This window comes from Myxococcus sp. MISCRS1, assembly GCF_026626605.1.
Classification (GTDB): Bacteria; Myxococcota; Myxococcia; order Myxococcales; family Myxococcaceae; genus Myxococcus; species Myxococcus fulvus.
This window is the reverse complement of sequence record NZ_JAPNKB010000001.1, coordinates 2,547,342-2,568,641: the sequence shown is the minus strand read 5'-3', so window position 1 is coordinate 2,568,641 and position 21,300 is coordinate 2,547,342. Positions and strand designations below refer to the sequence as shown.

10 protein-coding genes are annotated in these 21,300 nt (G+C 69.8%); 7 read left to right on the top strand and 3 right to left on the bottom strand.

What is annotated here, in order from left to right; genetic code table 11:
* Positions 1-34: 34 nt before the first annotated feature.
* Genes OWM54_RS09800 through OWM54_RS09785 form a run of 4 tightly spaced genes read left to right on the top strand, consistent with a single transcriptional unit; the run spans position 35 to position 16,410 of the window.
* Positions 35-6,097: a type I polyketide synthase gene (locus OWM54_RS09800; protein WP_267697304.1), complete on the top strand. Its 6,063-nt coding sequence runs from the start codon at positions 35-37 to the stop codon at positions 6,095-6,097.
* Positions 6,090-10,157 carry a type I polyketide synthase gene (locus OWM54_RS09795; RefSeq protein WP_267697303.1) on the top strand — a complete coding sequence of 1,356 codons (4,068 nt, stop codon included), beginning with the start codon at positions 6,090-6,092 and terminating at the stop codon, positions 10,155-10,157. The genes OWM54_RS09800 and OWM54_RS09795 overlap by 8 nt, the downstream gene beginning before the upstream one ends.
* On the top strand, positions 10,157-15,379 hold the full coding sequence (locus OWM54_RS09790; protein ID WP_267697302.1) for a MupA/Atu3671 family FMN-dependent luciferase-like monooxygenase: 5,223 nt from the start codon (positions 10,157-10,159) through the stop codon (positions 15,377-15,379). The genes OWM54_RS09795 and OWM54_RS09790 overlap by 1 nt, the downstream gene beginning before the upstream one ends.
* A 14-nt stretch (positions 15,380-15,393) precedes the next feature.
* Entirely contained in the window at positions 15,394-16,410 is a 1,017-nt protein-coding gene (locus tag OWM54_RS09785; protein ID WP_223750324.1) for a fumarylacetoacetate hydrolase family protein, read from the top strand.
* A 1-nt stretch (position 16,411) separates the two neighbouring features.
* Here the strand turns inward: OWM54_RS09785 and OWM54_RS09780 are convergent, their stop codons facing one another.
* Positions 16,412-16,867 (bottom strand): hypothetical protein, encoded by a 456-nt coding sequence (locus tag OWM54_RS09780; RefSeq protein WP_267697301.1) that lies wholly within the window; start codon positions 16,865-16,867, stop codon positions 16,412-16,414.
* Between the two features lie 107 nt (positions 16,868-16,974).
* Here OWM54_RS09780 and OWM54_RS09775 point away from each other — a divergent pair, with 107 nt between their 5' ends.
* Together OWM54_RS09775 and OWM54_RS09770 are read left to right on the top strand one after the other, a co-directional pair.
* Positions 16,975-17,160: a hypothetical protein gene (locus OWM54_RS09775; protein WP_267697300.1), complete on the top strand. Its 186-nt coding sequence runs from the start codon at positions 16,975-16,977 to the stop codon at positions 17,158-17,160.
* Positions 17,161-17,358: 198 nt separating this feature from the next.
* Complete coding sequence (locus OWM54_RS09770; RefSeq protein WP_267697299.1) at positions 17,359-18,180, top strand: HEAT repeat domain-containing protein; 822 nt, start codon at positions 17,359-17,361, stop codon at positions 18,178-18,180.
* Positions 18,181-18,186: 6 nt separating this feature from the next.
* On the opposite strand, the gene OWM54_RS09765 is transcribed toward OWM54_RS09770, so the two are convergent.
* The gene (locus OWM54_RS09765) at positions 18,187-18,630 is read right to left on the bottom strand and encodes a hypothetical protein (protein WP_267697298.1); all 444 of its coding nucleotides are present in this window, start codon (positions 18,628-18,630) and stop codon (positions 18,187-18,189) included.
* A 175-nt stretch (positions 18,631-18,805) separates the two neighbouring features.
* The gene (locus OWM54_RS09760) at positions 18,806-20,254 is read right to left on the bottom strand and encodes an FAD-binding protein (RefSeq protein WP_267697297.1); all 1,449 of its coding nucleotides are present in this window, start codon (positions 20,252-20,254) and stop codon (positions 18,806-18,808) included.
* 171 nt (positions 20,255-20,425) lie between these two features.
* Here OWM54_RS09760 and OWM54_RS09755 point away from each other — a divergent pair, with 171 nt between their 5' ends.
* Positions 20,426-21,271 (top strand): hypothetical protein, encoded by an 846-nt coding sequence (locus OWM54_RS09755; protein WP_267697296.1) that lies wholly within the window; start codon positions 20,426-20,428, stop codon positions 21,269-21,271.
* Positions 21,272-21,300: the final 29 nt, after the last annotated feature.

Here is a 21,300-nt window from a genome sequence, read left to right as displayed (position 1 = left end):
TGCCTGCCCCGACGTTCATGAGAGAGGCACGACGATGAGCAGCCCCTTGGACCCGCACGAGAACAGTGCACGCCTGGCTCGCGCCCTGGTCGCACTGGAGAAGATGCAAGCGCGGCTGGAGGCGAGCGAGCGCGAGAAGCGCGAGCCCATCGCCATCATCGGCATGGGGTGCCGTTTCCCTGGCGGCGCGAACCACCCCGAGGCGCTCTGGGAGCTGCTGCGTGGCGGCGGTGACGCCATCGTCGAGGTGCCTCCCGACCGGTGGGCCATCGACGACTACTACGACCCGGACCCCGCGGCGGAAGGGAAGATGTACACGCGCTGGGGGGGCTTCCTGAAGGGCGTCCGGCTCGATGAGCTGGATGCCCGGTTCTACGGCATCGCGCCTCGCGAGGCGGCGAGCATGGACCCCCAGCAGCGGTTGATGCTGGAGGTGACGTGGGAGGCGCTCGCCAACGCGGGGCAGGTGCAGGAGCGCATCGCGAACAGCCTCACCGGGGTGTTCGTCGGGGTGATGCTCAACGACTACGCCCAGCTCCAGGCGCAGCAGGCGGACCCGGCGCTGATGGACGCGTATCTGGCGTTCGGCAACGACTCCAGCTTCATGGCCGGGCGCATCTCGTACATCCTCGGCGCCCAGGGGCCGAGCATGGCGGTGAACACCGCCTGCTCCTCCTCGCTCGTGACGGTGCAGCTGGCCTGTCAGAGCCTGCGCGCTCGCGAGATCAACATGGCCATCGCGGGGGGCGTGAGCGTCATCCTGGCCCCGGACGGGCACATCGTCTCGTCGCGGCTCCGTTCCCAGTCTCCGACGGGGCGGTGCAGGACGTTCGACGCCGCGGCCGACGGCTACGTGCGTGGCGAGGGCTGCGGTGTCGTGGTGCTCAAGCGGCTCTCCGACGCGCTCGCGGACAAGGACCCGGTGCTGGCCGTCATCCGAGGCGGCGCGGTCAATCACGACGGTCCCAGTGGTGGCCTCACGGTGCCGAGCGGTCCCGCGCAGGAGGCGGTGATTCGCCGGGCGCTGGCCAACGCGGGCGTGGAGCCCGCGCAGGTGGACTACGTCGAGGCGCACGGGACGGGGACACCGCTCGGCGACCCGATAGAGGTGCGCGCGCTGCAGAAGGTGTTCGCCCCGGGGCGGGACGCCTCACGGCCCCTCGGCCTGGGCTCCATCAAGACGAACGTCGGGCACCTGGAGGCCGCGGCTGGAATCGCCGGATTGATGAAGGTGGTGCTGATGCTCCAGCACCGCGAGATTCCGCCCCACCTCCACCTGGCGCGGCCCACCACCGCCATCCCCTGGAGCGAGGTGCCCATCTCCATCCCCACCCGCCTCCGTCCCTGGGACAAGGCGTCCGGCAGGCGCGTGGCGGGCGTCAGCTCCTTCGGGCTGAGCGGCATCAACGCGCACCTGCTCGTCGAAGAGGCGCCGGAGCGGGAGTCCGCGCGTCCGACCGAGTCGCCCGAGCGCCCCGCCCACCTGCTGCCGCTGTCCGCTCGCGACGAGAACGCGCTCCAGCAGCTCGCCCGTGAGTACCAGACCTGGCTGGCCGGAGCGCCGGGGCGACTGGCGGACATCTGTTACACGGCGAGCGCGCGACGCAGCCACCATGAGCACCGGCTCGCGGTAGTGGGGCGCACGCGCAAGCAGCTGGCGGAGCACCTGGGGGCCTTCCTCCGAGGCGAGCCGGTTCCGGCGGTCTCCCATCGGCGGGCCTCGCCCCGTCGGCCGAAGGTGGTGTTCGTCTTCTCGGGACAGGGCTCCCAGTGGCCCACGATGGCGCGGGAGCTGCTCCGGGTGTCCCCGGTGTTCCGCGCCACGCTGGAGGACTGCGAGCGGGCCATGCGGGCGCACGGGGACCTCGCCCTGCTGGCGTTGCTGGAGAAGAAGGACGACGCCTCGTGGATGGAGGACATCGGTGTCATCCAGCCGATGTTGTTCGCCATCTCGGTGGCGCTCGCCGCGCAGTGGCGCGCCTGGGGCATCCAGCCGGACGCGGTGGTGGGCCACAGCATGGGCGAGGTGGCCGCGGCCTGCGTGGCGGGCGTGCTCACCCTGGAGGACGCCGCGCGGGTCATCTGCCGCCGGAGCGCGCTGCTCCGCCGCGTCCGGGGGCAGGGCGGCATGGCGCTCGTGGGGCTCTCGCTCGAGCAGTCGCGGGCCGTGCTCGCGGGCTTCGAGGACCGGCTGTCCATCGCGGCGAGCAATGGTCCGACGACGACGGTGCTGGCGGGAGACTCCGTGGCCTTGCAGGAGGTCATGGAGCGGCTGCGGACCCGCAACGTCTTCTGTCGGGCCATCAAGGTGGATGTCGCCTCCCACTCGCCCCAGGTGGACTCGCTGCTCCCGGAGCTGCGCGAGGCGCTCGGTGGGCTCCAGCCCCGCGCGGCGAACCTGCCCGTGTACTCCACCGTGACCGGAGGACTGACGGACGGGACGGACTGGGATGCGAGCTACTGGCAGCGCAACCTGCGTGAGCCGGTCCTGTTCTCTCCGGTCATCGAGCAGCTGCTCGCCAGCCCGCACCAGGTCTTCGTCGAGCTGAGCCCTCATCCCATCCTGACGCAGTCCATCGAGCGCATCGTCGGAGCGTCGCGCACGGAGGGGCTGGTGCTGCCCTCGCTGCGCAGGGACGAGGGGGAGCTGGAGGTCCTGTTGCAGTCGCTCGGCGCGCTCCACACGGCGGGGCATCCCATCGACTGGCGCGCGGTGTATCCGGAGCCGGGTGAGTGCACGCCCCTGCCGGGCTACCCCTGGCAGCGCTCCCGCTTCTGGCTGGAGCCGCGCCCCGCCGCGCTCCGGAACGTGGCGCGCCCCGTCGACTCCCGTCCGGAGGTGATGGCGGTGCCCTCGGACACGGTGAAGTCCGAGCACGCCGACGGCACGCCGTCCCGCTTCTACGACGACTCCGTGGAGCGGGAGCGGGTGCTCGCGCCCGACGAGGTCTACCTGACCTTCGGCATCCAGCGTCGACCGGTGCCGGGCTTCTCGTGGCTGCTGAGCGTCTACGGACTCCCGGAGCGACCGGAGCACACGGAGTTGCTGTTGGAGGGGCAGCGTGGGCTCCGCTCCGTGTTGTTCCGGGGCGTCCGTTGGTCCTCGGTGCGCAAGGTGCTCGACTTCGGCTGCGGGTACGCCTCGGACCTCATCTCGCTGGCGCGGAAGTTCCCGCACCTGCGGCTGGATGGCTACACCATCTCCGCGGAGCAGGCGGCCATCGACGGTGAGCGGGTGCGGGCGCGTGGGCTCCAGGAGCGTGTCCGCGTCTTCGCACGTGACAGCGCGAAGGATGCCTTCCCGGACCGCTACGACGTGGCCTTCGGGTTCGAGGTCGCGACCCACGTCGCGGACAAGAAGGCGCTGTTCGCGAACCTCTCCCGGAGCCTCCACAACGGAGGCTTCCTGTTGCTCGCCGACTTCGTCGCCAATGGCGTGTCGGCCATCAACGTCGAGGAGACCGCGTCGTACAACGTCAACGCGGAGGAGTGGGCGGAGTTGCTGGCGCGCCACCGCTTCCGGCTGGTGGAGGGCGTGGACATCAGCCGGGAGGCCGCGTGCTTCCTCGAGGACCCGGGGTTCGACCGTCACCTGGAGGTCGTGGCGGAGCGGTTCAAGCTCAGTGACCTGGTGAAGCGGAACTTCGATGCCATGCGCAACTTCGGCAAGGCGCTCGACAAGGGGTTGATGAGCTATGCGTTGCTCGTCGCCCAGAAGGACGAGCACGCGGGGGCGCCGTACCTGGCGAGGGTGAACCGCGCGAAGCTGGCGTCGCTGACCCCGTTCACCGCGTTCGAGGACGCGGGGGCCTGGGCGGCGCCCGCCGAGGACTCCGAGCTGGAGGGGCTGGCGCCGCTCGCTTCACGCGAGTGGGTCTACGAGGTGACGTGGCCCCAGAAGCCGCGCGTGTCGAAGTCCGAGACGCAGCGGAAGGGTGAGGCTACGGGCCGGTGGTTGATTCTCTGTGACCGCACGGGAACGGGAGAGGCGCTGGCCGCGCGCCTGCGAGCCCGGGGCGAGCGCTGCACGCTGCTGTACGCGGAGCCCGGTGCGCAGGGACTCGCAGCCGATGCGGCGCGCGACGAGTCGACGAACCCCGCCGAGGGGCAGCGGACGCGCGGAGCCGATGCGGCGCACGTCGATTCGACGGACCCGGCCAAGAGTCACGGGACGCTTGGGGCCGATGTGGCGCGGGTCGACCCGACGGACACCGCCAAGAGTCAGCGGACGCTCGGAGCGGACGGGGCGCGCGTCGAGCCGACGGACCCGGCCAAGAGTCAGCGGACGCTCGGAGCCGATGCGGCGCGGGTCGACCCGACGGACCCCGCGGATTGGCAGCGGGTGCTGGAGACGCTGGCCTCGGAGGGCGGCGGCCCCTTCCGAGGTGTGGTGCACCTGTGGAACCTCGACCTCGGCGGCATGGCGCCGGACGCGACGACGCTGGGGCTCGGCTGTGGAAGCCTGCTGACGCTGGTGCAGCGGCTGGGCGGAGGCGTGGGCGCGAACACGCGGCTGTGGTGGGTCACGCGAGGCGCGCAGTCCGTCGGCGACGGAGGTCCCATCTCCGTGACGCAGTCACCCATCTGGGGCGCGGGTCGGGTGCTCGCACTGGAGCACCCCGAGCTGTGGGGCGGGCTCGTGGACCTCTCCGCCTCTCCGGACGCACAAGAGGTCGACGCGCTCTGCGAGGAGCTGTGTGAGCCGGACGGCGAGGACCAGCTCGCCCTGCGTGGGAAGACGCGGCACGTGGCCCGACTCGTCCGTGGCGAGCTTCCTCCTGCGGGCAAGTCACCCTGGAGGAGCGACGGGGCGTACCTCATCACCGGAGGTCTGGGAGGACTGGGGCTCCAGGTCGCGAAGTCACTGGTGGCCCACGGCGTCCGGCACCTGCTCCTGTCGGGTCGTACCGAGCTCCCCGCCCCGAGCGATTGGGCAGCGCTCCCGTCGGACAGCCCGCTCACGTCGCAGGTCCAGGCGCTGCGCGGACTCCAGGCACAAGGGGCATCGGTTCGCTACGTGCGGTGCGACGTCGGTGAGCCGGACCAGGTGCGCGCGCTCATCGATGCATGCGGACAGGGCCCCATTCCGCTCGTGGGCATCTTCCACGCGGCGGGTGTCTCTGCGCACCGCGCGTTGAAGGAGACGGGCCCGGAGGTGCTCTCGTCCGTCTTCCAACCCAAGGCGATGGGCGCCTGGAATCTCCACGAACTCACCCGTCACCTCCCACTCCACTGCTTCGTCCTGTTCTCCTCGGCGTCCTCCGTGTGGGGCTCGCAAGGGATGGCCGCGTACGCGGCGGCGAACCACTTCCTCGATGCCCTCGCGCACCACCGCAAGTCCCAGGGACTGGCGGCGACGTGCATCAACTGGGGCCGCTGGAGTGAAGGCGGGATGGCGGGCTCCGAGGAGGCTCAGCGCTTCTTCTCGCAGGTGGGCCTGGAGGCGATGCCGACCGAGGCGGCGCTCACGTTGCTGGAGCGCCTGGTGGGCGCGGGCGTCACCCAGCGGACCGTGGCGTCGGTGGACTGGAGCCGCTTCAAGCCGCTGCAGGAGGCACGGCGACACCGCCCTCTGCTCGAGCACATCTCCGTGGGGGCGCCGGCCCCGAAGGCCCCCCTGGAGCAGGGCTCGGTCACCTCCGAGCTGCTTCGCCGTCTGGAGGAGGCGCCCCTGGGACGCCGCCGCAACGTGTTGCAGGACTTCGTGCGCGGCGAGGCCTCGCGGGTCCTGGGCGCCGAGCCCTCCTCCCTGACGCCGGGGCAGGGCTTCTTCCAGATGGGCATGAACTCGCTCATGTCCGTCGAGCTGAAGAACCACCTGGAGCGGAGCCTCCGCCACAAGCTCCCGTCCACGCTCGCGTTCGATTATCCGACGGTGGCGGAGTTGACCGACTTCCTGGCGAAGGAGGTCCCCGCGCTCGCGGTGCTCCTTCCCGCTCGGCCCGAGGTGGCGCTCGCCGGCGCCGCTGTCGCCGACGTGGACCCGTTGTTGAAGGACGAAGCCATCTTCGAACTGCTGAGTGAAGCAGAGCGGTTGTCGGAGACCGCGCTGCAATCACTTGCACAGTCTTTCCCTGGTGAGGGCTCAAATGAGTGACGTCATGGAGAAGTTGGTGCGTGGTCTCTCCCCTGAGAAGCGGGTGAACCTCGCCAGGATGCTCCTTCGCTCGGTGGGCGAGAGCGTCCCGGAGAAGAAGACGGCGGAGCCCATCGCCATCATCGGAATCGGCTGCCGGTTCCCGGGCGGCGTGAGTGACGCGGACTCCTTCTGGCGGATGTTGCGAGCGGGCACGGACGCGGTGGGCGAGGTGCCGCCGAGCCGCTGGGACATCGACGCGTACTACGACGCGGACCCCTCCAAGCCCGGGAAGATGTACACGCGCAACGGCGCGTTCCTGGAGGGCGTGGACCTGTTCGACCCGTACTTCTTCGGGATTCCTCCGCGCTCCGCGGTGAACATGGACCCCCAGCACCGGCTGCTGCTGGAGGTGGCCTGGGAGGCGCTGGAGCACGCGGGCATCGCGCCCCAGAGCCTCGCGGGCAGCAAGACGGGGGTGTTCATCGGCGGCGCCACCGGCGACTACACCCAGCTCATCCAGGGCAAGGGCGCCGAGAGCATCGATGCGAGCTACCTCACGGGCAGCCTGCTCACGTTCGCCACGGGGCGGCTGTCCCACTTCTTCGACCTGCAGGGGCCGAGCCTCGGCGTGGACACCGCCTGTTCCTCGTCACTCGTCGCGGTCCATCTGGCGTGTCAGAGCCTGCGCTCGGGGGAGAGCTCGCTGTCGCTCGTGGGCGGCGTGAACCTCATCCTGACGCCGCAGGGCACCATCACCACCTGCAAGGCGCGCATGCTCGCCGTGGATGGGCGCTGCAAGACGTTCGACGCCGCGGCGGATGGCTACGGCCGGGGCGAGGGCTGCGGCATGGTCGTGCTCAAGCGCCTCTCGGATGCGCAGGCGGATGGGGACCAGGTCCTGGCCGTCATCCGTGGCACCGCGGTGAACCAGGATGGGCACAGCAGTGACTTGACGGTGCCCAACGGGCTCGCGCAGCAGGCGGTCATTCGTCAGGCGCTGGCGGACGCGGGCCTGGACCCGAAGCAGGTGGGCTACGTGGAGGCGCACGGCACCGGCACGTCGCTGGGAGACCCCATCGAGCTGCGCGCGCTGGGCGCGGTGTTCGGCGAGAAGCGAGACGGCGCCGCGGCCCTCCAGGTCGGCTCGGTGAAGACGAACATCGGTCACCTCGAGTACGCGGCGGGCATCGCGGGGCTCATCAAGCTCGTGCTCTCGTTGAAGCACGGCGAGGTGCCCGCGCATCTGCACTTCAAGCGCGGCAACCCGTACATCCCCTGGAACGAACTCCCGGTGGAGATTCCCACCCAGCTCGCGCCGTGGACCGCGCGGGACGGGAAGCGCGTGGGCGGCGTGAGCTCGTTCGGCGCCAGCGGAACGAACGCGCACGTGGTGCTGGAAGAGGCGCCGGAGGTGGAGAGGAAGGGTGTGGCGGAGAGGCCGAGGCATGTGCTGGCGCTGTCAGCGAGGAGCGAGAAGGCGCTGAGGGAGCTTGCGGGCCGGTACGCGAAGGGGCTGGGAGAAGAGGTGGGGGACGCGTGCTTCACGGCGAACACGGGGCGAGGACGCTTCGCGCACCGGGTGGCGGTGGTGGGGAGGACGGGAGAGGAGCTGAGGGAGGAGCTGGCGAGGTACGCGAGCGGTGGCGGGGTGGAGAGGGGAGCGGAGGGGCAGGCGAGGAAGACGGAGGAGGTGGTGCTGCTCTTCACGGGGCAGGGAGTGCAGCACGAGGGGATGGGGAGGGAGCTGTACGAGACGAGCGAGACGTTCCGGGGAGTGATGAAGCGGTGCGAGGAGGTGGTGAAGGGGGAGTTGGGGGAGTCGCTGGTGGAGGTGTTGTACGGAGGGAAGGGGGCGCTGCTGGAGAGGAGCAGCGTGTCGCAGGCGGCGCTGTTCAGCGTGGAGTACGCGCTGTCGGAGGTGTGGAGGGAGTGGGGGGTGAAGCCGGCGGCGGTGATGGGGCACAGCCTGGGTGAGTACGTGGCTGCGTGCGTGGCGGGGGTGTTCAGCCTGGAGGAGGGGCTGAAGCTGGTGATGGAGAGAGGGAGGTTGATGGAGGGGCTGGAGGGGGAAGGGAAGATGGTGGCGGTGCTGGCGAGCGAGGAGGAGGTGAAGGGGGAAGGAGGAGGGAAGCTGATTGCGGCGGTGAACGGGCCCGGGGAGGTGGTGCTGGCGGGGCGAGTGAAGGAGGTGGAGGAGGTGGAGGGGAGGCTGAAGGGGAGGGGGAAGGAGTGCCGAGTGTTGAAGACGACGCACGCGTTCCACTCGGAGCTGATGGAGCCGATGAAGGAGGGGTTCGAGAGGGCGGCGGGGAAGGTGGGGATGAAGAGGGCGAAGCTGGAGTTGGTGTCGAACGTGAGTGGGAAGGAAGTGAAGGGGGAGGAGAGGGAGGCGGGGTACTGGGCGAGGCACCTGAGGGAGCCGGTGAAGTACTGGGAGGGAGTGAAGGGGCTGTACGAGAGGGGATACCGGGTCTTCGTGGAGGTGGGGCCGAAGCCGACGCTGACGGGGGTGGGGAAGAGGTACCTGGGGGAGGGAGAGGCGCAGTGGGTGGGGAGCCTGAGGCCCGGGAGCAGCGACTGGGAGATGCTGCTGGGGAGCGCGGCGAAGCTGTACGTGAAGGGCGTGGAGGTGGACTGGGCGGGGGTGGACAAGGGGTACGCGCGCCGACGGGTGGCGCTGCCGACGTATCCCTTCCAGCGTGAGCGCTACTGGGTCGACTCGCTCATCCCCAACACCGATGTGCTGGTGACCTTCTACCGGACCATCGTCCAGCTGGCGGAGGTCAACACGGCGGTGCAGTTCCCCTCGTTGCGCTTCGCGACGCTGCGTGAGCCCGTGCCCGGCTTCTCGTGGATCGCCATGTACCGGCCGGAAGCCGACCCCTCGAAGGAGGCGGTCTACAAGCAGTTCTACGACCTCGCCCTCCAGTCGAACCTCGAGATGGCGAAGACGCTCTACCGGGGGCTCGACTTCTCGTCCTTCACCCGCGTGCTCGACATCGGGTGTGGTCACGCCGCGGACCTCATCGACCTGGGCAAGGCGCATCCCCACCTGGAGCTGCATGGCTGCAACATCTCGCCCGACCAGATTGAAGCGGGGCGGCAGCGCATCCGCGGGCTCGGGCTGGATGGGCGCATCAAGCTCCACTACCAGGACAGCTCGCGCGACGCCTTCCCGTCCACGTACGACCTGGTCATCGCGTTCCAGGTCATCCACCACATCCGGAACAAGGCGGACCTCTTCGCGAACATCAGCCGGAGCCTGCGCAACGGCGGCTACCTGGTGATGGCGGAGACGCTGTCCAACATGGCGAGCGCCATCGAGCACCCGGAGTCCACCACCCTCTTCGTGCCCCAGGCCGAGTGGGCGGAGCTGCTCGCCCGCAACCACCTGCGCATCGTCGAGGCGGTCGAGTCCAGCCAGGAGATCGCCAACTTCCTCCACGACCCGGACTTCGAGCAGAACTTCACGCGGGTGACCCGCGACCTGGACGAGGTGACGCAGAAGCACCTGCACGGCATCCACATGCTGGGGGAGCTGCTCAAGCGTCGGCTGGCCGCCTACCTCCTGTTCACGGTGACCAAGGACGAGTCGATGGACGTGGACACGATTCGTCGCATCAACCTCGAGCGGCTGGGCGCGCGTGTCTCCTACGATGCCGCCTACAGCGCCGTGACGAAGGGGCCGTACGCGCTGCCGCCTCCTCCGGGGGCGCAGACGCTCCAGGACGCCGCCTCCGCCGCGAGCACCTTCTCGAAGACGCTGCTCTCCACGGAGCCCGGCCAGCGAGGCCCGCTGCTCGACAGCTATCTGCGGGAGCAGGTGGCCAACTTGTTGAAGATGCCGGTGGTCCGGCTGGACGCGGAGCAGCCCCTGAGCACCCTGGGCCTGGACTCGCTGTTGTCGCTCGAGCTGAAGCACAAGATCCACGCGGAGACGGGCGTGAGCCTGCAGCTCGATGAGCTGCTGCAGGGCGCGAGCATCGCGCACCTGTCGCAGCGCCTCGCCGAGCAGCTCGACGGGAGCGGCGCGGGCCGGACGGCCCCGAGTCAGGACTGGGAGGAAGGCGAGCTGTGATGACCGACGAACTCATCGCCGAGCTGTCCCGGCAGGGCGTCACGCTCTGGGTGGAGGGGGAGCGGCTGAAGTACCGGGCCCCCAAGGGCGCGCTGTCGCCGGAGCACCTGGCGAAGCTGTCCACGAACAAGGCCACGCTGGTGGAGCACCTGCGCCGGCTCGCGGCCGACGGTGAGTCCGTCCATCCGCTCTCCCACGGACAGCAGGCGCTCTGGTTCGTCTCCCAGGTGGCACCCGACAGCGCCGCCTACAACACGGCGCTGTCGATTCGCATCGTCTCCGAGCTGGACGTCGCCGCGCTGCGACGCGCCTGTCAGCGGCTCGTGGACCGACATGGCGCGCTGCGGACGACCTTCACCACGCACCAGGGACAGCCCGTCCAGCGGGTGCGTGAGCAGGCGGAGGTCCCGTTCGAGCAGGTCCCTGTCCCGGAGCTCGACCTCGAGTCCCTGCGGGCGCGGGTGACGCAGGCGTACGAGGCGCCGTTCGACCTGGAGCGGGGCCCGCTGATGCGCGTGCGGCTGTTCACGCGAGGCCCGCGCGACCACGTGCTGCTCATCGCCATCCACCACATCGTCTACGACGGATGGTCGCTGCTGGTGCTGGGGGAGGAATTGCTGCGGCACCTCTACGCCGCGGAGAAGGCGGGCGCTCCCGCGACGCTGCCCGCGCCGCAGGCGACCTACGTGGACTACGTCCGCTGGCAGGCCGAGATGCTCGCGGGCGCCACGGGGCAGCGGCTCTGGGAGTACTGGTCCCGGCAGCTGGGCGGCGCGCTGCCGGCGCTGGACCTGCCCATCGCGCGTCCCCGGCCGCAGGTGCAGGGCTACGCGGGCGCGTCGGTCCCCGTGTCGTTGAAGGGGACGCTGCCCCGGAGACTGAGGGCGCTCTGCGAGCAGGAGGGCGTCACGCTGTACACGCTGCTCCTGGGCGCCTTCATGGGCCTGCTGCACCGCTACTCGGGGCAGGAGGACCTGCTCGTCGGAACGCCCACGCTGGGGAGGACGCAGCCCCAGTTCGCGAAGGTCGTGGGCAACTTCATGAACATGATGGTCCTGCGGGGAAATCTCTCCGGGGACCCTTCGTTCCGGGCCCTGCTCGGGCAGCTGCGGCAGACGGTCGTCGGCGCGCTCGCGCACCAGGACTTCCCCTTCCATCTGCTCGTGGAGAAGCTCAACCCGGAGCGCGACTCCGGCCGCTCGCCCATCTTCCAGGTGGCGTTCATGCTCCAGCCCACGCCCCGGGAGGACATCTACCAGGGGGACGAGGCCCACCCCGCGCTGCCCGGAGGGCTGGTGCTGCGCCCCTTCGACATCCCGCAACAGGAGGGCCAGTTCGACCTCTCGCTGGAGCTGACGGAGACGGACGCTTCGTTGGGCGGCGTGCTGAAGTACCGCACGGACCTGTTCGACGCGGCGAGCATCCACCGGATGGTGGGGCACCTGGAGACGCTGCTGGAGGGGCTCGTCGAGGACCCCGAGCGGCGCTTGTCGGAGCTGCCCCTGCTCACCCCCGAGGAGCGCCGCCAGGTGCTCGACACCTGGAACGACACCCGCTCCGCGCGGACCCCCGCGTCGTGCCTCCACGAGCTGTTCGAGGCGCGAGTGCGCGCGTCCCCGGAGTCCATCGCCCTGGTCGCCGGCGCCGAGCGGCTGAGCTACCGCGAGCTGGACGCGCGCGCCAATCGACTGGCGCACCGTCTGCGGGCGCTCGGCATCGGCCCCGAGGCGCGGGTGGGCCTCTGCGTCCCCCGGAGCGCCGACATGGTGGTGGGCATGCTCGGCATCCTGAAGGCCGGCGGCGCCTACGTGCCGATGGACCCGACCTATCCCGCCGACAGGCTCGCGTACATGCTCGGCGACTCCCAGGCGAAGGTCGTCCTGGTCGACGCGGGCCACGCGACGCGGCTGCCGGAGACGGGCGCGAAGGTGGTGCCGTTGCAGGCCGGCGGCGACGAGGTCGTGGAGTCTCCGAGGAGCGGAGTCGGCGCGGAGAACGTCGCGTACACGCTCTACACCTCGGGCTCCACGGGGCGTCCCAAGGGCTGCATGGTCTGTCACCGCAACGTCGTGCGCTTCTTCGACGCGATGGATGACGCCATGGGCGCTCACGAGCGCGGCGTGTGGCTCGCCACGACGAGCATGTCGTTCGACATCTCCGTGCTGGAGCTCCTGTACTCGCTCACCCGGGGCTTCCAGGTGGTCCTCCGCGGCGAGCAGGGAGTATCGACCGGGACCGGCGCGTCCAGCAGGCCGCTCGAGTTCAGCCTCTTCTATTTCGCCAGCGGCGAGCGCGAGCACACGAAGGCCAAGTACCGGCTGCTCCTGGAGGGTGCGCGGTTCGCGGACACGCATGGCTTCAAGGCGGTCTGGACGCCCGAGCGGCACTTCCACGCCTTCGGCGGGCTCTACCCGAATCCCTCCGTCGTCAGCGCGGCGCTCGCGGCGACCACCCGGAACATCCGGCTGCGCGCGGGCAGCATCGTGCTCCCGCTGCACAGCCCCATCCGGGTCGCGGAGGAGTGGTCCATCGTGGACAACCTCTCCGACGGACGCGTGGACCTCTCATTCGCCTCGGGGTGGCACCCCAATGACTTCGTGCTCGCGCCCGAGCGCTTCGCCGATGCGCGCACCTCCTTCTTCGAGCAGATCTCCACCGTCAGGAGGCTCTGGAGGGGCGAGGCGGTGTCGTTCCGGAACGGACAGGGGCAGGACGTCCCGGTCCAGTCCCTTCCCCGGCCGGTCCAGCCGGACGTCCAGGTCTGGGTGACGGCGGCGGGCAACCCGGAGACGTTCCGCGCCGCGGGAGCGTCGGGCGCGCATGTGCTCACGCACCTGCTGGGGCAGAACCTCACGGAGCTGGCGAAGAAGGTCCGAATCTATCGGGAGGCCTGGGCGGCCGCGGGCCACGGGCCGGGGCCGGGCCACGTCACGCTCATGCTGCACACGTTCATGGGCGAGGACGTCGACGACATCCGCCAGAAGGTGAACGCGCCGCTGCGCCAGTACCTGAAGAGCTCCATCGGGCTGCTGCGCTCGGTCATCGGGCCCCTGCCACATGGGGGCGAGCTGGAGGCGCTCTCGGAGGCGGACGTCGACCAGCTGCTCGCGAAGGCCATCGACCGGTACTTCAACCAGCTGGGCCTGTTCGGGAACGTGGAGAGCTGCCTGCCGTTGATCGACAGGCTGCGCGAGCTGGGCGTGGACGAGGTCGCGTGTCTCATCGACTTCGGGATGGACGTCGACGCGACGCTGGCGGGGCTCGAGACGTTGAACGCCCTGAAGGAGCGTTGCACGCGGCCCCCATCCGCGCCCGAGGACATCCCCTCGCTCATCGCCGCGCACGGCGTCACCCACTTCCAGTGCACGCCGTCGATGTTGCGGATGTTGCTGCTGGAGCCGGGGGGCGTGGAGGCGCTGCGTCCGCTCCGCAAGCTCCTGGTGGGCGGCGAGGCCTTCCCCTCGGCCCTTGCGCGCCAGGTGCTCCCGAGGGTGGAGGGCGAGGTGCTCAACATGTACGGGCCGACCGAGACGACCATCTGGTCCTCGTTCGAGCGGGTGGAGGACGCGTCCCTGGTCACCATCGGCGGGCCCATCGCGGACACGCGGATGTACGTGCTGGACGCGCGGCTTTCGCCCGTGCCGGTGGGGGTGCCCGGGGAGCTGTTCATCGGAGGCGAAGGGGTGGCGCGGGGCTATCTCCACCGCCCCGAGCTGTCGGCGGAGCGCTTCATCCCGGACCCCTTCGCGGGGGAGCCCGGCCTGCGCATGTACCGGACAGGAGACAGGGTCCGTCGTCTGCCCGAGGGGCGCATCGAGTTCCTGGGCCGCGAGGACCACCAGGTGAAGGTGCGGGGAGTACGCATCGAGCCGGGGGAAATCGAGGCGGAGCTGCGTCAGCACCCGGAGGTCCGTCAAGCGGTGGTGGTGGCGAGGGCCGACGCCTCGGGCGAGGTGGCGCTCACGGCCTATGTCGTGGCCGCGACGACCGTCACCCCCTCGGCGCTGTCGCGCTTGCTGAGGGACAGGCTGCCGCCCGCGATGATTCCCTCCCACTTCGTCCGGCTGGACGCGCTGCCGTTGACGCCGAACCAGAAGCTGGATGTCCGCGCCCTGCCGGTGCCCGAGGCTCCGGCGCCGGAGCTGTCGGCCGCGTACGTCGCGCCCAGGGACGCGCTGGAGCTGGAGCTGGTGGCGCTCTGGGAGGAGCTGTTCGATTTGCGCCCCATCGGCGTTACCAGCAGCTTCTTCCAGCTGGGCGGCCACTCGCTGCTGGCGGTCCGGTTGATGTCCCGGCTGCGCGCCCGCTGGGGGCGTCAGCTCCCCGTCTCCCTCCTGTTCCAGGCGGACACCATCCGTCAGCTCGCGGCCCTGCTCGTCCAGCAGGAGGGCGGTGCTCGCGCGCGGGAGCCGCTGGTGCGCATCCAGGAGACGGGCGACAAGCCGCCCCTGTTCTTCGTGCACCCGACGGGCGGCGACGTGCTGTGCTACGCGCCGCTGGCGAGGCAGCTCGGGCCCCGGCAGCCCTTCTATGCGCTGCAGGCGCTGCCGGACCAGGACGCGGGCTCCATCGAGGAGATGGCGGCGCGGTACCTGGAGGAGGTGCGCCGCGTCCGTCCGAGCGGGCCGTATCGCCTGGGGGGCTGGTCCACGGGCGGCATCGTCGCGCAGGCGATGGCGCGGCAGTTGGAGGCGCGGTCCGAGCAGGTGGAGCTGCTCCTGTTGTTGGAGACCTGGTCTCCGGAGCTCTACCAGCGGGCGGAGGAGCCCGGCGCGCTCATGGCGTGGTTCGCCACGGACCTGCTGGGGGGCGCGGAGGCGGCGAAGCTCGACGCGGTGAAGCTCCAGGCGCTCGATGAGGCGGGGCGCCTGGGCTACCTGGTCGAGCACGCCAAGGCCCTGGGCGCGCTTCCGGGGGTGGAGCTGCCGGAGATGGAGCAGCGCTTCCGGGTCTTCTCCCGCAACGCGCGGGCCCTGTCCCGCTACCGGGCGGAGCCCTATCGCGGCAAGGTGCTCTTCCTCCAGGCGGAGCAGCTGGCCGCGCCTTCGTCGGACACGCTGCCCGCGCCGGTGGAGAGCTGGGGGGAGCGGTTGCTCCAGGCCCAGCTGCATCAGGTGCCGGGCAATCACTACACGATGCTGCAGGCGCCGCATGTCCGCGAGGTCGCGGACCGGATGACCTGCTTCCTGGATGCGCTCACGGTGGCCGCCGGGCCACGTTGAAGGAGCCTTGGGTCATGGGAATTCATGTCGCGCGGTTCAGGATGGGAGGCGAGGTCCGGTGGGGATGGGTGCGGCGGGAGCAGGTCATCCCCATCCCGGGGCGGTACGAGTCCCTGGCGGAGTTCCTCGCGGAGGGGGCGGCGAGGGCGCGGGGGATGGCGGCGGCGGGGAGCGTGGGGGAGGGGCTCGCGCTGGCGAAGCTCGAGCTGCTCGCGCCGGTGACGTCGCCGTGCAACGTGGTCTGCCAGGGACAGAACTACCGCAGCCACATGCTGGAGGTGGGGCAGGACCCGGACGCGAAGGACTTCAACCAGTTCTTCCGCAAGGCCTCGTCGTCGCTGGCCTCGAGCACGGAGGACATCGTCAAGCCGGAGCGGGTCCGGATGCTCGACTACGAAATCGAGCTGGGGCTGGTCATCGGCCGGAGGATTTCGGGGCCGGTGCGGGTGGAGCGGGGAGGGCTGCACGAGTTCGTCGCCGGAATCGTGATGGGCAATGACATCTCCGCCAGGGACCTCCAGCTCGCGGAGGGACAGTGGCACAAGGCGAAGAGCTTCCGGACCTTCTGTCCGGTGGGGCCGTATGTCTATCTGCTCGACGCGGAGGATTGCGCGCGGTTGATGGACCTGCGACTCCAGCTGTCTGTCAATGGCGAGCCGAGGCAGGACGCGAGCACCTCGGAGATGCTCTACCCGCCGGAGGAGACACTCACGGAGCTGTCGGAGGTGATGGACCTGTTCCCGGGGGACCTGGTGCTGACGGGGACGCCGGGCGGCGTGGCGGCGGGGCGCAACCTGTCGAAGCTTGCGCGACAGGTGGGCAGGTTCATCAGCGTCTTCCTGTCTGACAAGACGCTCGCGAAGCTCATCCTGAAGCAGGGCAACACGGCGGGCTACCTGAAGGAGGGGGACGTCCTGCGTGCCTCGATTTCGAGCCCGGACGGGGTCATCCACCTGGGGACCCAGGAGAACCGCATCGTGACGCGGGCCCTGGAGGCGCCGGTGCGCGAGGCTCGCGCGAAGGTGGGGTGAGTCATGGGTGGGGCCGCACGTCGACCACGGGGATGGGGGAGGTGGCCTTCGGCTCGGCCTCCCGCTTCGCGAGGATGGACGCACTGACAGGCCCCACCAGCAGACTCCCCAGCCAGAAGAAGAAGCCGAGCGTGGGGTAGAGCAGCTCGAGTTGCCGGGTCGGGCTGACACCCTCGTCCGCGGGGATGGAGTGGAAGTACCAGGACAAGGAGGAGAGCCCGACGAGCACCGCGAGGAAGCCTGTCCAGAAGGCCCCTCGATACCGGCCCATCAACAGCAGGAGGAGCGTGACGGCCAGCAAGGGGTTCGCGAACCAGCCCCCTTGCATCACGAACACGCCCAACCAGCCGGTGAGCAGGAGCGTTACACCCGCCATCGTGTCCTCTTGCTTCGTCGCGGTGTTGTACAGGACGAGGGCGGGCAGGGCGCAGCTGACGATGAAGAGGACCGTCGACACGACCGCGGCGCTCGTCCGGGTCAACCAGGGCTTGGCGGCAGGAGCCATCGGAGCGTCGTCTGAAGGAGGTGCCATGGGGCGCGGATGATAGGGGAAACCCGGTCGACGTGGCGAACGGAGGCTTCCCCAGCGGTCTGGCCATCGACTCGACGAACCGCACGCTGTACGGGTCCGACTTCAACGGCAGCCGGGTGATGAGCGCCGGGCTGGACGGCAGCCATCCCACGCAGGTGGTAGGCGGTATCAACAGCCCGTCCGCCCTCGGGTTCGATGTCCCGAATGGCAAGGTGTAGGTCGTCACTACAACAACAGGACTCCCCTGGTGACGAACCCGACGACGGTGCATGGGATTGCCAGCGATGTCGCGGCTGGTCGGCTGTACTTCGCGGATGGGCTGGGGACCCGGATCCGGCCTGTGGCTGGCCTGGAGGCCCGCGCCGTGGTCTGGTGCCACGACGGTCGCCCTCCGTCGTCCTGAGAGGACTTCACGCATGAATCATCCCGAGCATGGCGAAGCGAGGAGCCTCGAGGAGCTCATCCAGGTTGCCCTGGAGGGGGACGAAGAGGATGCGCGCGCCTGGGAGGCCCTCCGGGCCCTGCATGCGCGGGGGACGCGTGACGTGCTGGACGCGGCCCTTGGGCTGCTCGGGTCCTCCTCCGCGAAGGCGCGGGGGCGCGGCGTGGACATCCTGGGCCAGCTCGGCGCTGGAAACCCGGTCTTCCAAACGGAGCGTGGGGACGCGCTGGTGGACCTGCTCCGGCGGGAGCGGGAGCCCGAGGTCCTCCTCTCCGCCGGGGTTGCCTTGAGCCACCTGGTGGAGCCCCGCGCCCTGGCCGTGCTCGTCGCGCTGGCAGGTCATCCCTCGGCCGAGGCGCGGTATGGCGCGGCGCATGGATTGGCGGTCCTGGATGCGCCGGAGGCGGTGGAGGCGCTCATCCGCCTGTCGGCCGACGAGGACCGCGATGTCCGGGACTGGGCGACGTTCGGGCTGGGGACGCTCATGGAGGCGCGTGACACGCCGGAGCTGCGGGATGCGCTCGTGGCGCGCCTCGGGGATGAGGACCCGGAGATTGTCGGGGAGGCGCTGGTGGGACTGGCGACTCGCAAGGATGCTCGCGCGGTTGAGCCCGTGCGCGCCGCGCTGAGGGGCGAGAGGGTGATGGTATATGCGCTCGAGGCCGCCGCGGCCCTGGGCGACCCGAGCTTCCATCCGCTGCTGCTCGCCCTACGTGACGCCGGTGGCCCCTCGGAGGGCTACTTCCGGAGCGTCCTCGAGGAGGTCATCTCCGGGTTCGAGCAAGCCCCGGCCTGAGGGGCGTCACGGACAGAATGCCGGCAGGCTCGCCCGGAGGTCCGTGAGCTCGCTGAGCGAGTCGTTCATGGCGTTGATATCGTCGACTGGCCGAATCACACTCGGCAAGCTCGCATGGACCCGGACGATGGTGCCCCGCATGCCACCCTGCGTCTGCAACTGGAGCGCGACCTCGGTGTCGACGTTGAAGGCCTCGGCGATGACCTCGGCGTCGAAGCCGGAGAAGATGTTCATGGCCGTGGCATTGACAGTCAATGATGCGAGGTCGCTGGTGGCCTGCAGGAGGTTGAGAGGGCTCGGAGTGGCGACCGCCGTGAGCGTGGAGGCGACCGAGGCCTGTGCCGAGCTGACGTAGTTGTCGACCACGGTGAGCCACGTGCCCGCGGTCGAGTTCGCCGAAACGCACTGCTGGGCCTGGGCTGGCGCGACATGGAGGACCACGGCGAGCACGGCGACGGACCACCCGCTCAAACGAGAGGACATGTCTGGATTCTCCTGGGAGTTGCTGCTGGGTGACGACGAAACTCTCGCCTCGTCGTCACGCGGGCGTCAATCAATGCCAGTCATCCAGGAGGAGTGACTGTGTCTCCGTGGACACAGTCATTGGACGTTCCGCCACCCTCGCTCAGAAGATGCCTTGTCCCGGGGTGAGGACGTGGTCCGGGTCGTAGCGTCGCTTCGCGTGCACGAACCGCTCCCAGTGGGGATGGAAGTGGCGGCGCCAGTCGGCGGGGCTCAAGGGCACGGCATCCACGGGGTAGATCTTCCCGCCGAGGGCCGTGAGCCGGTCGACGATGGCGCGGTTCTTCTGCACCAGGGCCGCGACGTTCTCGGGCGTCGGGGGAATCGCGGTGCGCAGCAGCGAGAAGAGGAAGACGTGTCTGTCGTTGGGCGTCCGCAGGAAGGGCGTGGTCAGCGCCGAGGCGCGGAAGGGGTAGAGGAGGATGGGCCCCTGTCCCATGTCGGCGTCGGTGGTCTGCGCGAGGACCTCCTGGACGAACTCCTCGGCGCACCGGGCGGGGACGAACATGTCCAGCCAGGGGTGGGGAAAACCCCAGACGCCGAGCTGCTTGAGCAGCTCGATCAGCGGCGCGAGCCGGTTGGCGAAGTCGAAGTAGCTGCCGTCCGTCACCTGGAGCGTCCCCGGTTGGAAGCGCAGGCCCGCGAGCAGCCGCGAGTCCTGGGGCTCCGAGCCCGGGGTGAAGTACTTCACCACCTCGAGCTGGTACGCCCGGCCTCCGTTGGAGGAGACGACGGAGCCCTCGACGTAGTCGAAGCGGCCGTCCTCGATGAGCCGCCGCTGGTCCTCGAGGAAGCGGTGGAGGTCGTCGTACAGCGCGAGGTAGGTCCGGGCGCGAGGCTGCACGTCGACGAGCCGAACCCGGGCTCGCACGATGATGCCGAACTGGCCCAGGCCCGAGCGCACGGCGTCGAACAGGGGTCGCTCGCGCCAGCGTGAGCACCGCACGAGCTCGCCCCGGCCCGTGACGACGTCCAGCTCCAGGACGTTGTCCACCTGGAGACCCCAGCGGAATGCCTGTCCGCCGATGCCTCCCGCCGACAGCGTCCCGCCGATGCTCAGCTCGATGTAGTCGGTCAGCACCGGGGGACTCTTGCCGCTGGGGAGCGAGGCCTGGAGCAGCTCGTGCCACCGGACGCCCGCATCCACCCAGGCGCTGTCCTGGTCCAGCTCGTGGAGGGTGGCCAGCGCGGACATGTCGACGACGATGCCCGCTGGCACCTGGGACTGGCCGAAGGTGCTGTGGCTCTCACCCAGGCCTCGCGCGGCGGCGATCTTCAGCCCCTGGCGGCGCGCGAAGCGGACCATGGCCACGATGTCCTTCACCGAGCCGGGCACGAGCACCGCCCACGGCGTGTGGTGCCGGATGTGACCGAAGTCGTCCGAGGCCGCGGTCCGCGACGCTTCGTCCAGCAACAGCTCGCCATCGAGAGGGGGCAGGGGGACCGCGCCGGCCTCCGGCGTGGAGGCCCAGCTGCGGCTCATGGGATTGAACGCGACCGCCACCAACGCACCTTGGAGCAACGTCCTCCGGGACACCGTTCGACTCGACATTCACGCCTCCTTCGGCTTCGGAGCCATCCATCCCACCCGCCGCTCTCAGCGAACGCAAGGATGGCCGCCTGCTCCCGGGAGCACAGTCGGGGTCGCCGGTCGAACCTTTCTCTCCTCCATGAGACGGAGACCGGACTTTGGAAGGGCATCGAGCGTAGAGTCCCCTCGCCTATGCCTTCACGTTCCTGGTACCGCGCTGTCGGTCTCATCGCCACGCTGGGCTTGAGTGCTTGCGGTGGTGATGATGCGCCCGAAACGACCTACCTGTTCGGTTTGAGTTATGGCTCGGACTCCGTCTGGCTGACCCCAGAGGGTGGCATCGACTATACGTCGCCGAGCCGCTTCCTCTCCGCTGACGGCCTCCGCTTCTCGGTGGAGACCCTGAAGTACAGGCTCGCGGAGCTGCGGATGGACCTGCCGCCCGAGGTTCGCTGCGAGGACTACGCGGAGGTGCTCCTGCCGGAGCTGTCCTGTGAGAACTCCGTGCCGAACACCCAGGCCCCGCGCGACATCTTTGACTTCCCTGAGGACCCGCCTGGCAAGCTTCACATCCGAGGCCCCGTCGAGGCAGGCACCGACACGCCCCTGTCCATCGGGGGCAAGCAGGTGTTCATCCCCCGGACGTATTATCGGACCATCGACTCGCGGTGGGACCCGGGGACACCGGAGCATCCCAGCTTCCTGCTCCGCGCGATCTTCACCTACCAGGAGCGTCCCCTCGTGCTGGAGGTCGTCTTCCAATCGGAGGAGCCCCTGCGATTCAGTCACCTGGGCGTATCAACGGGGCTCCCCGAGGAGTTCGCGGATCATCCCGCCGTTTTCGGAGGGCGACTGCTCGTCGACCGCTGGCTCTGGGACGTCGACATCTCGAGCTGCCTGTCGACAGGGGACCTGACCCTGGATGGGGATGTGTTGCGGCTGGAGACAGGACGAGGCGCTTGCGCGGATGCCGCCACGAAGCTGCGGCGCAACATCCAGAACAGTGGAGACCTGTACACGGGGCTGCGCATCTGGTAGTCGCCGCGGTGGCGCTCCCGCGAAGCGCC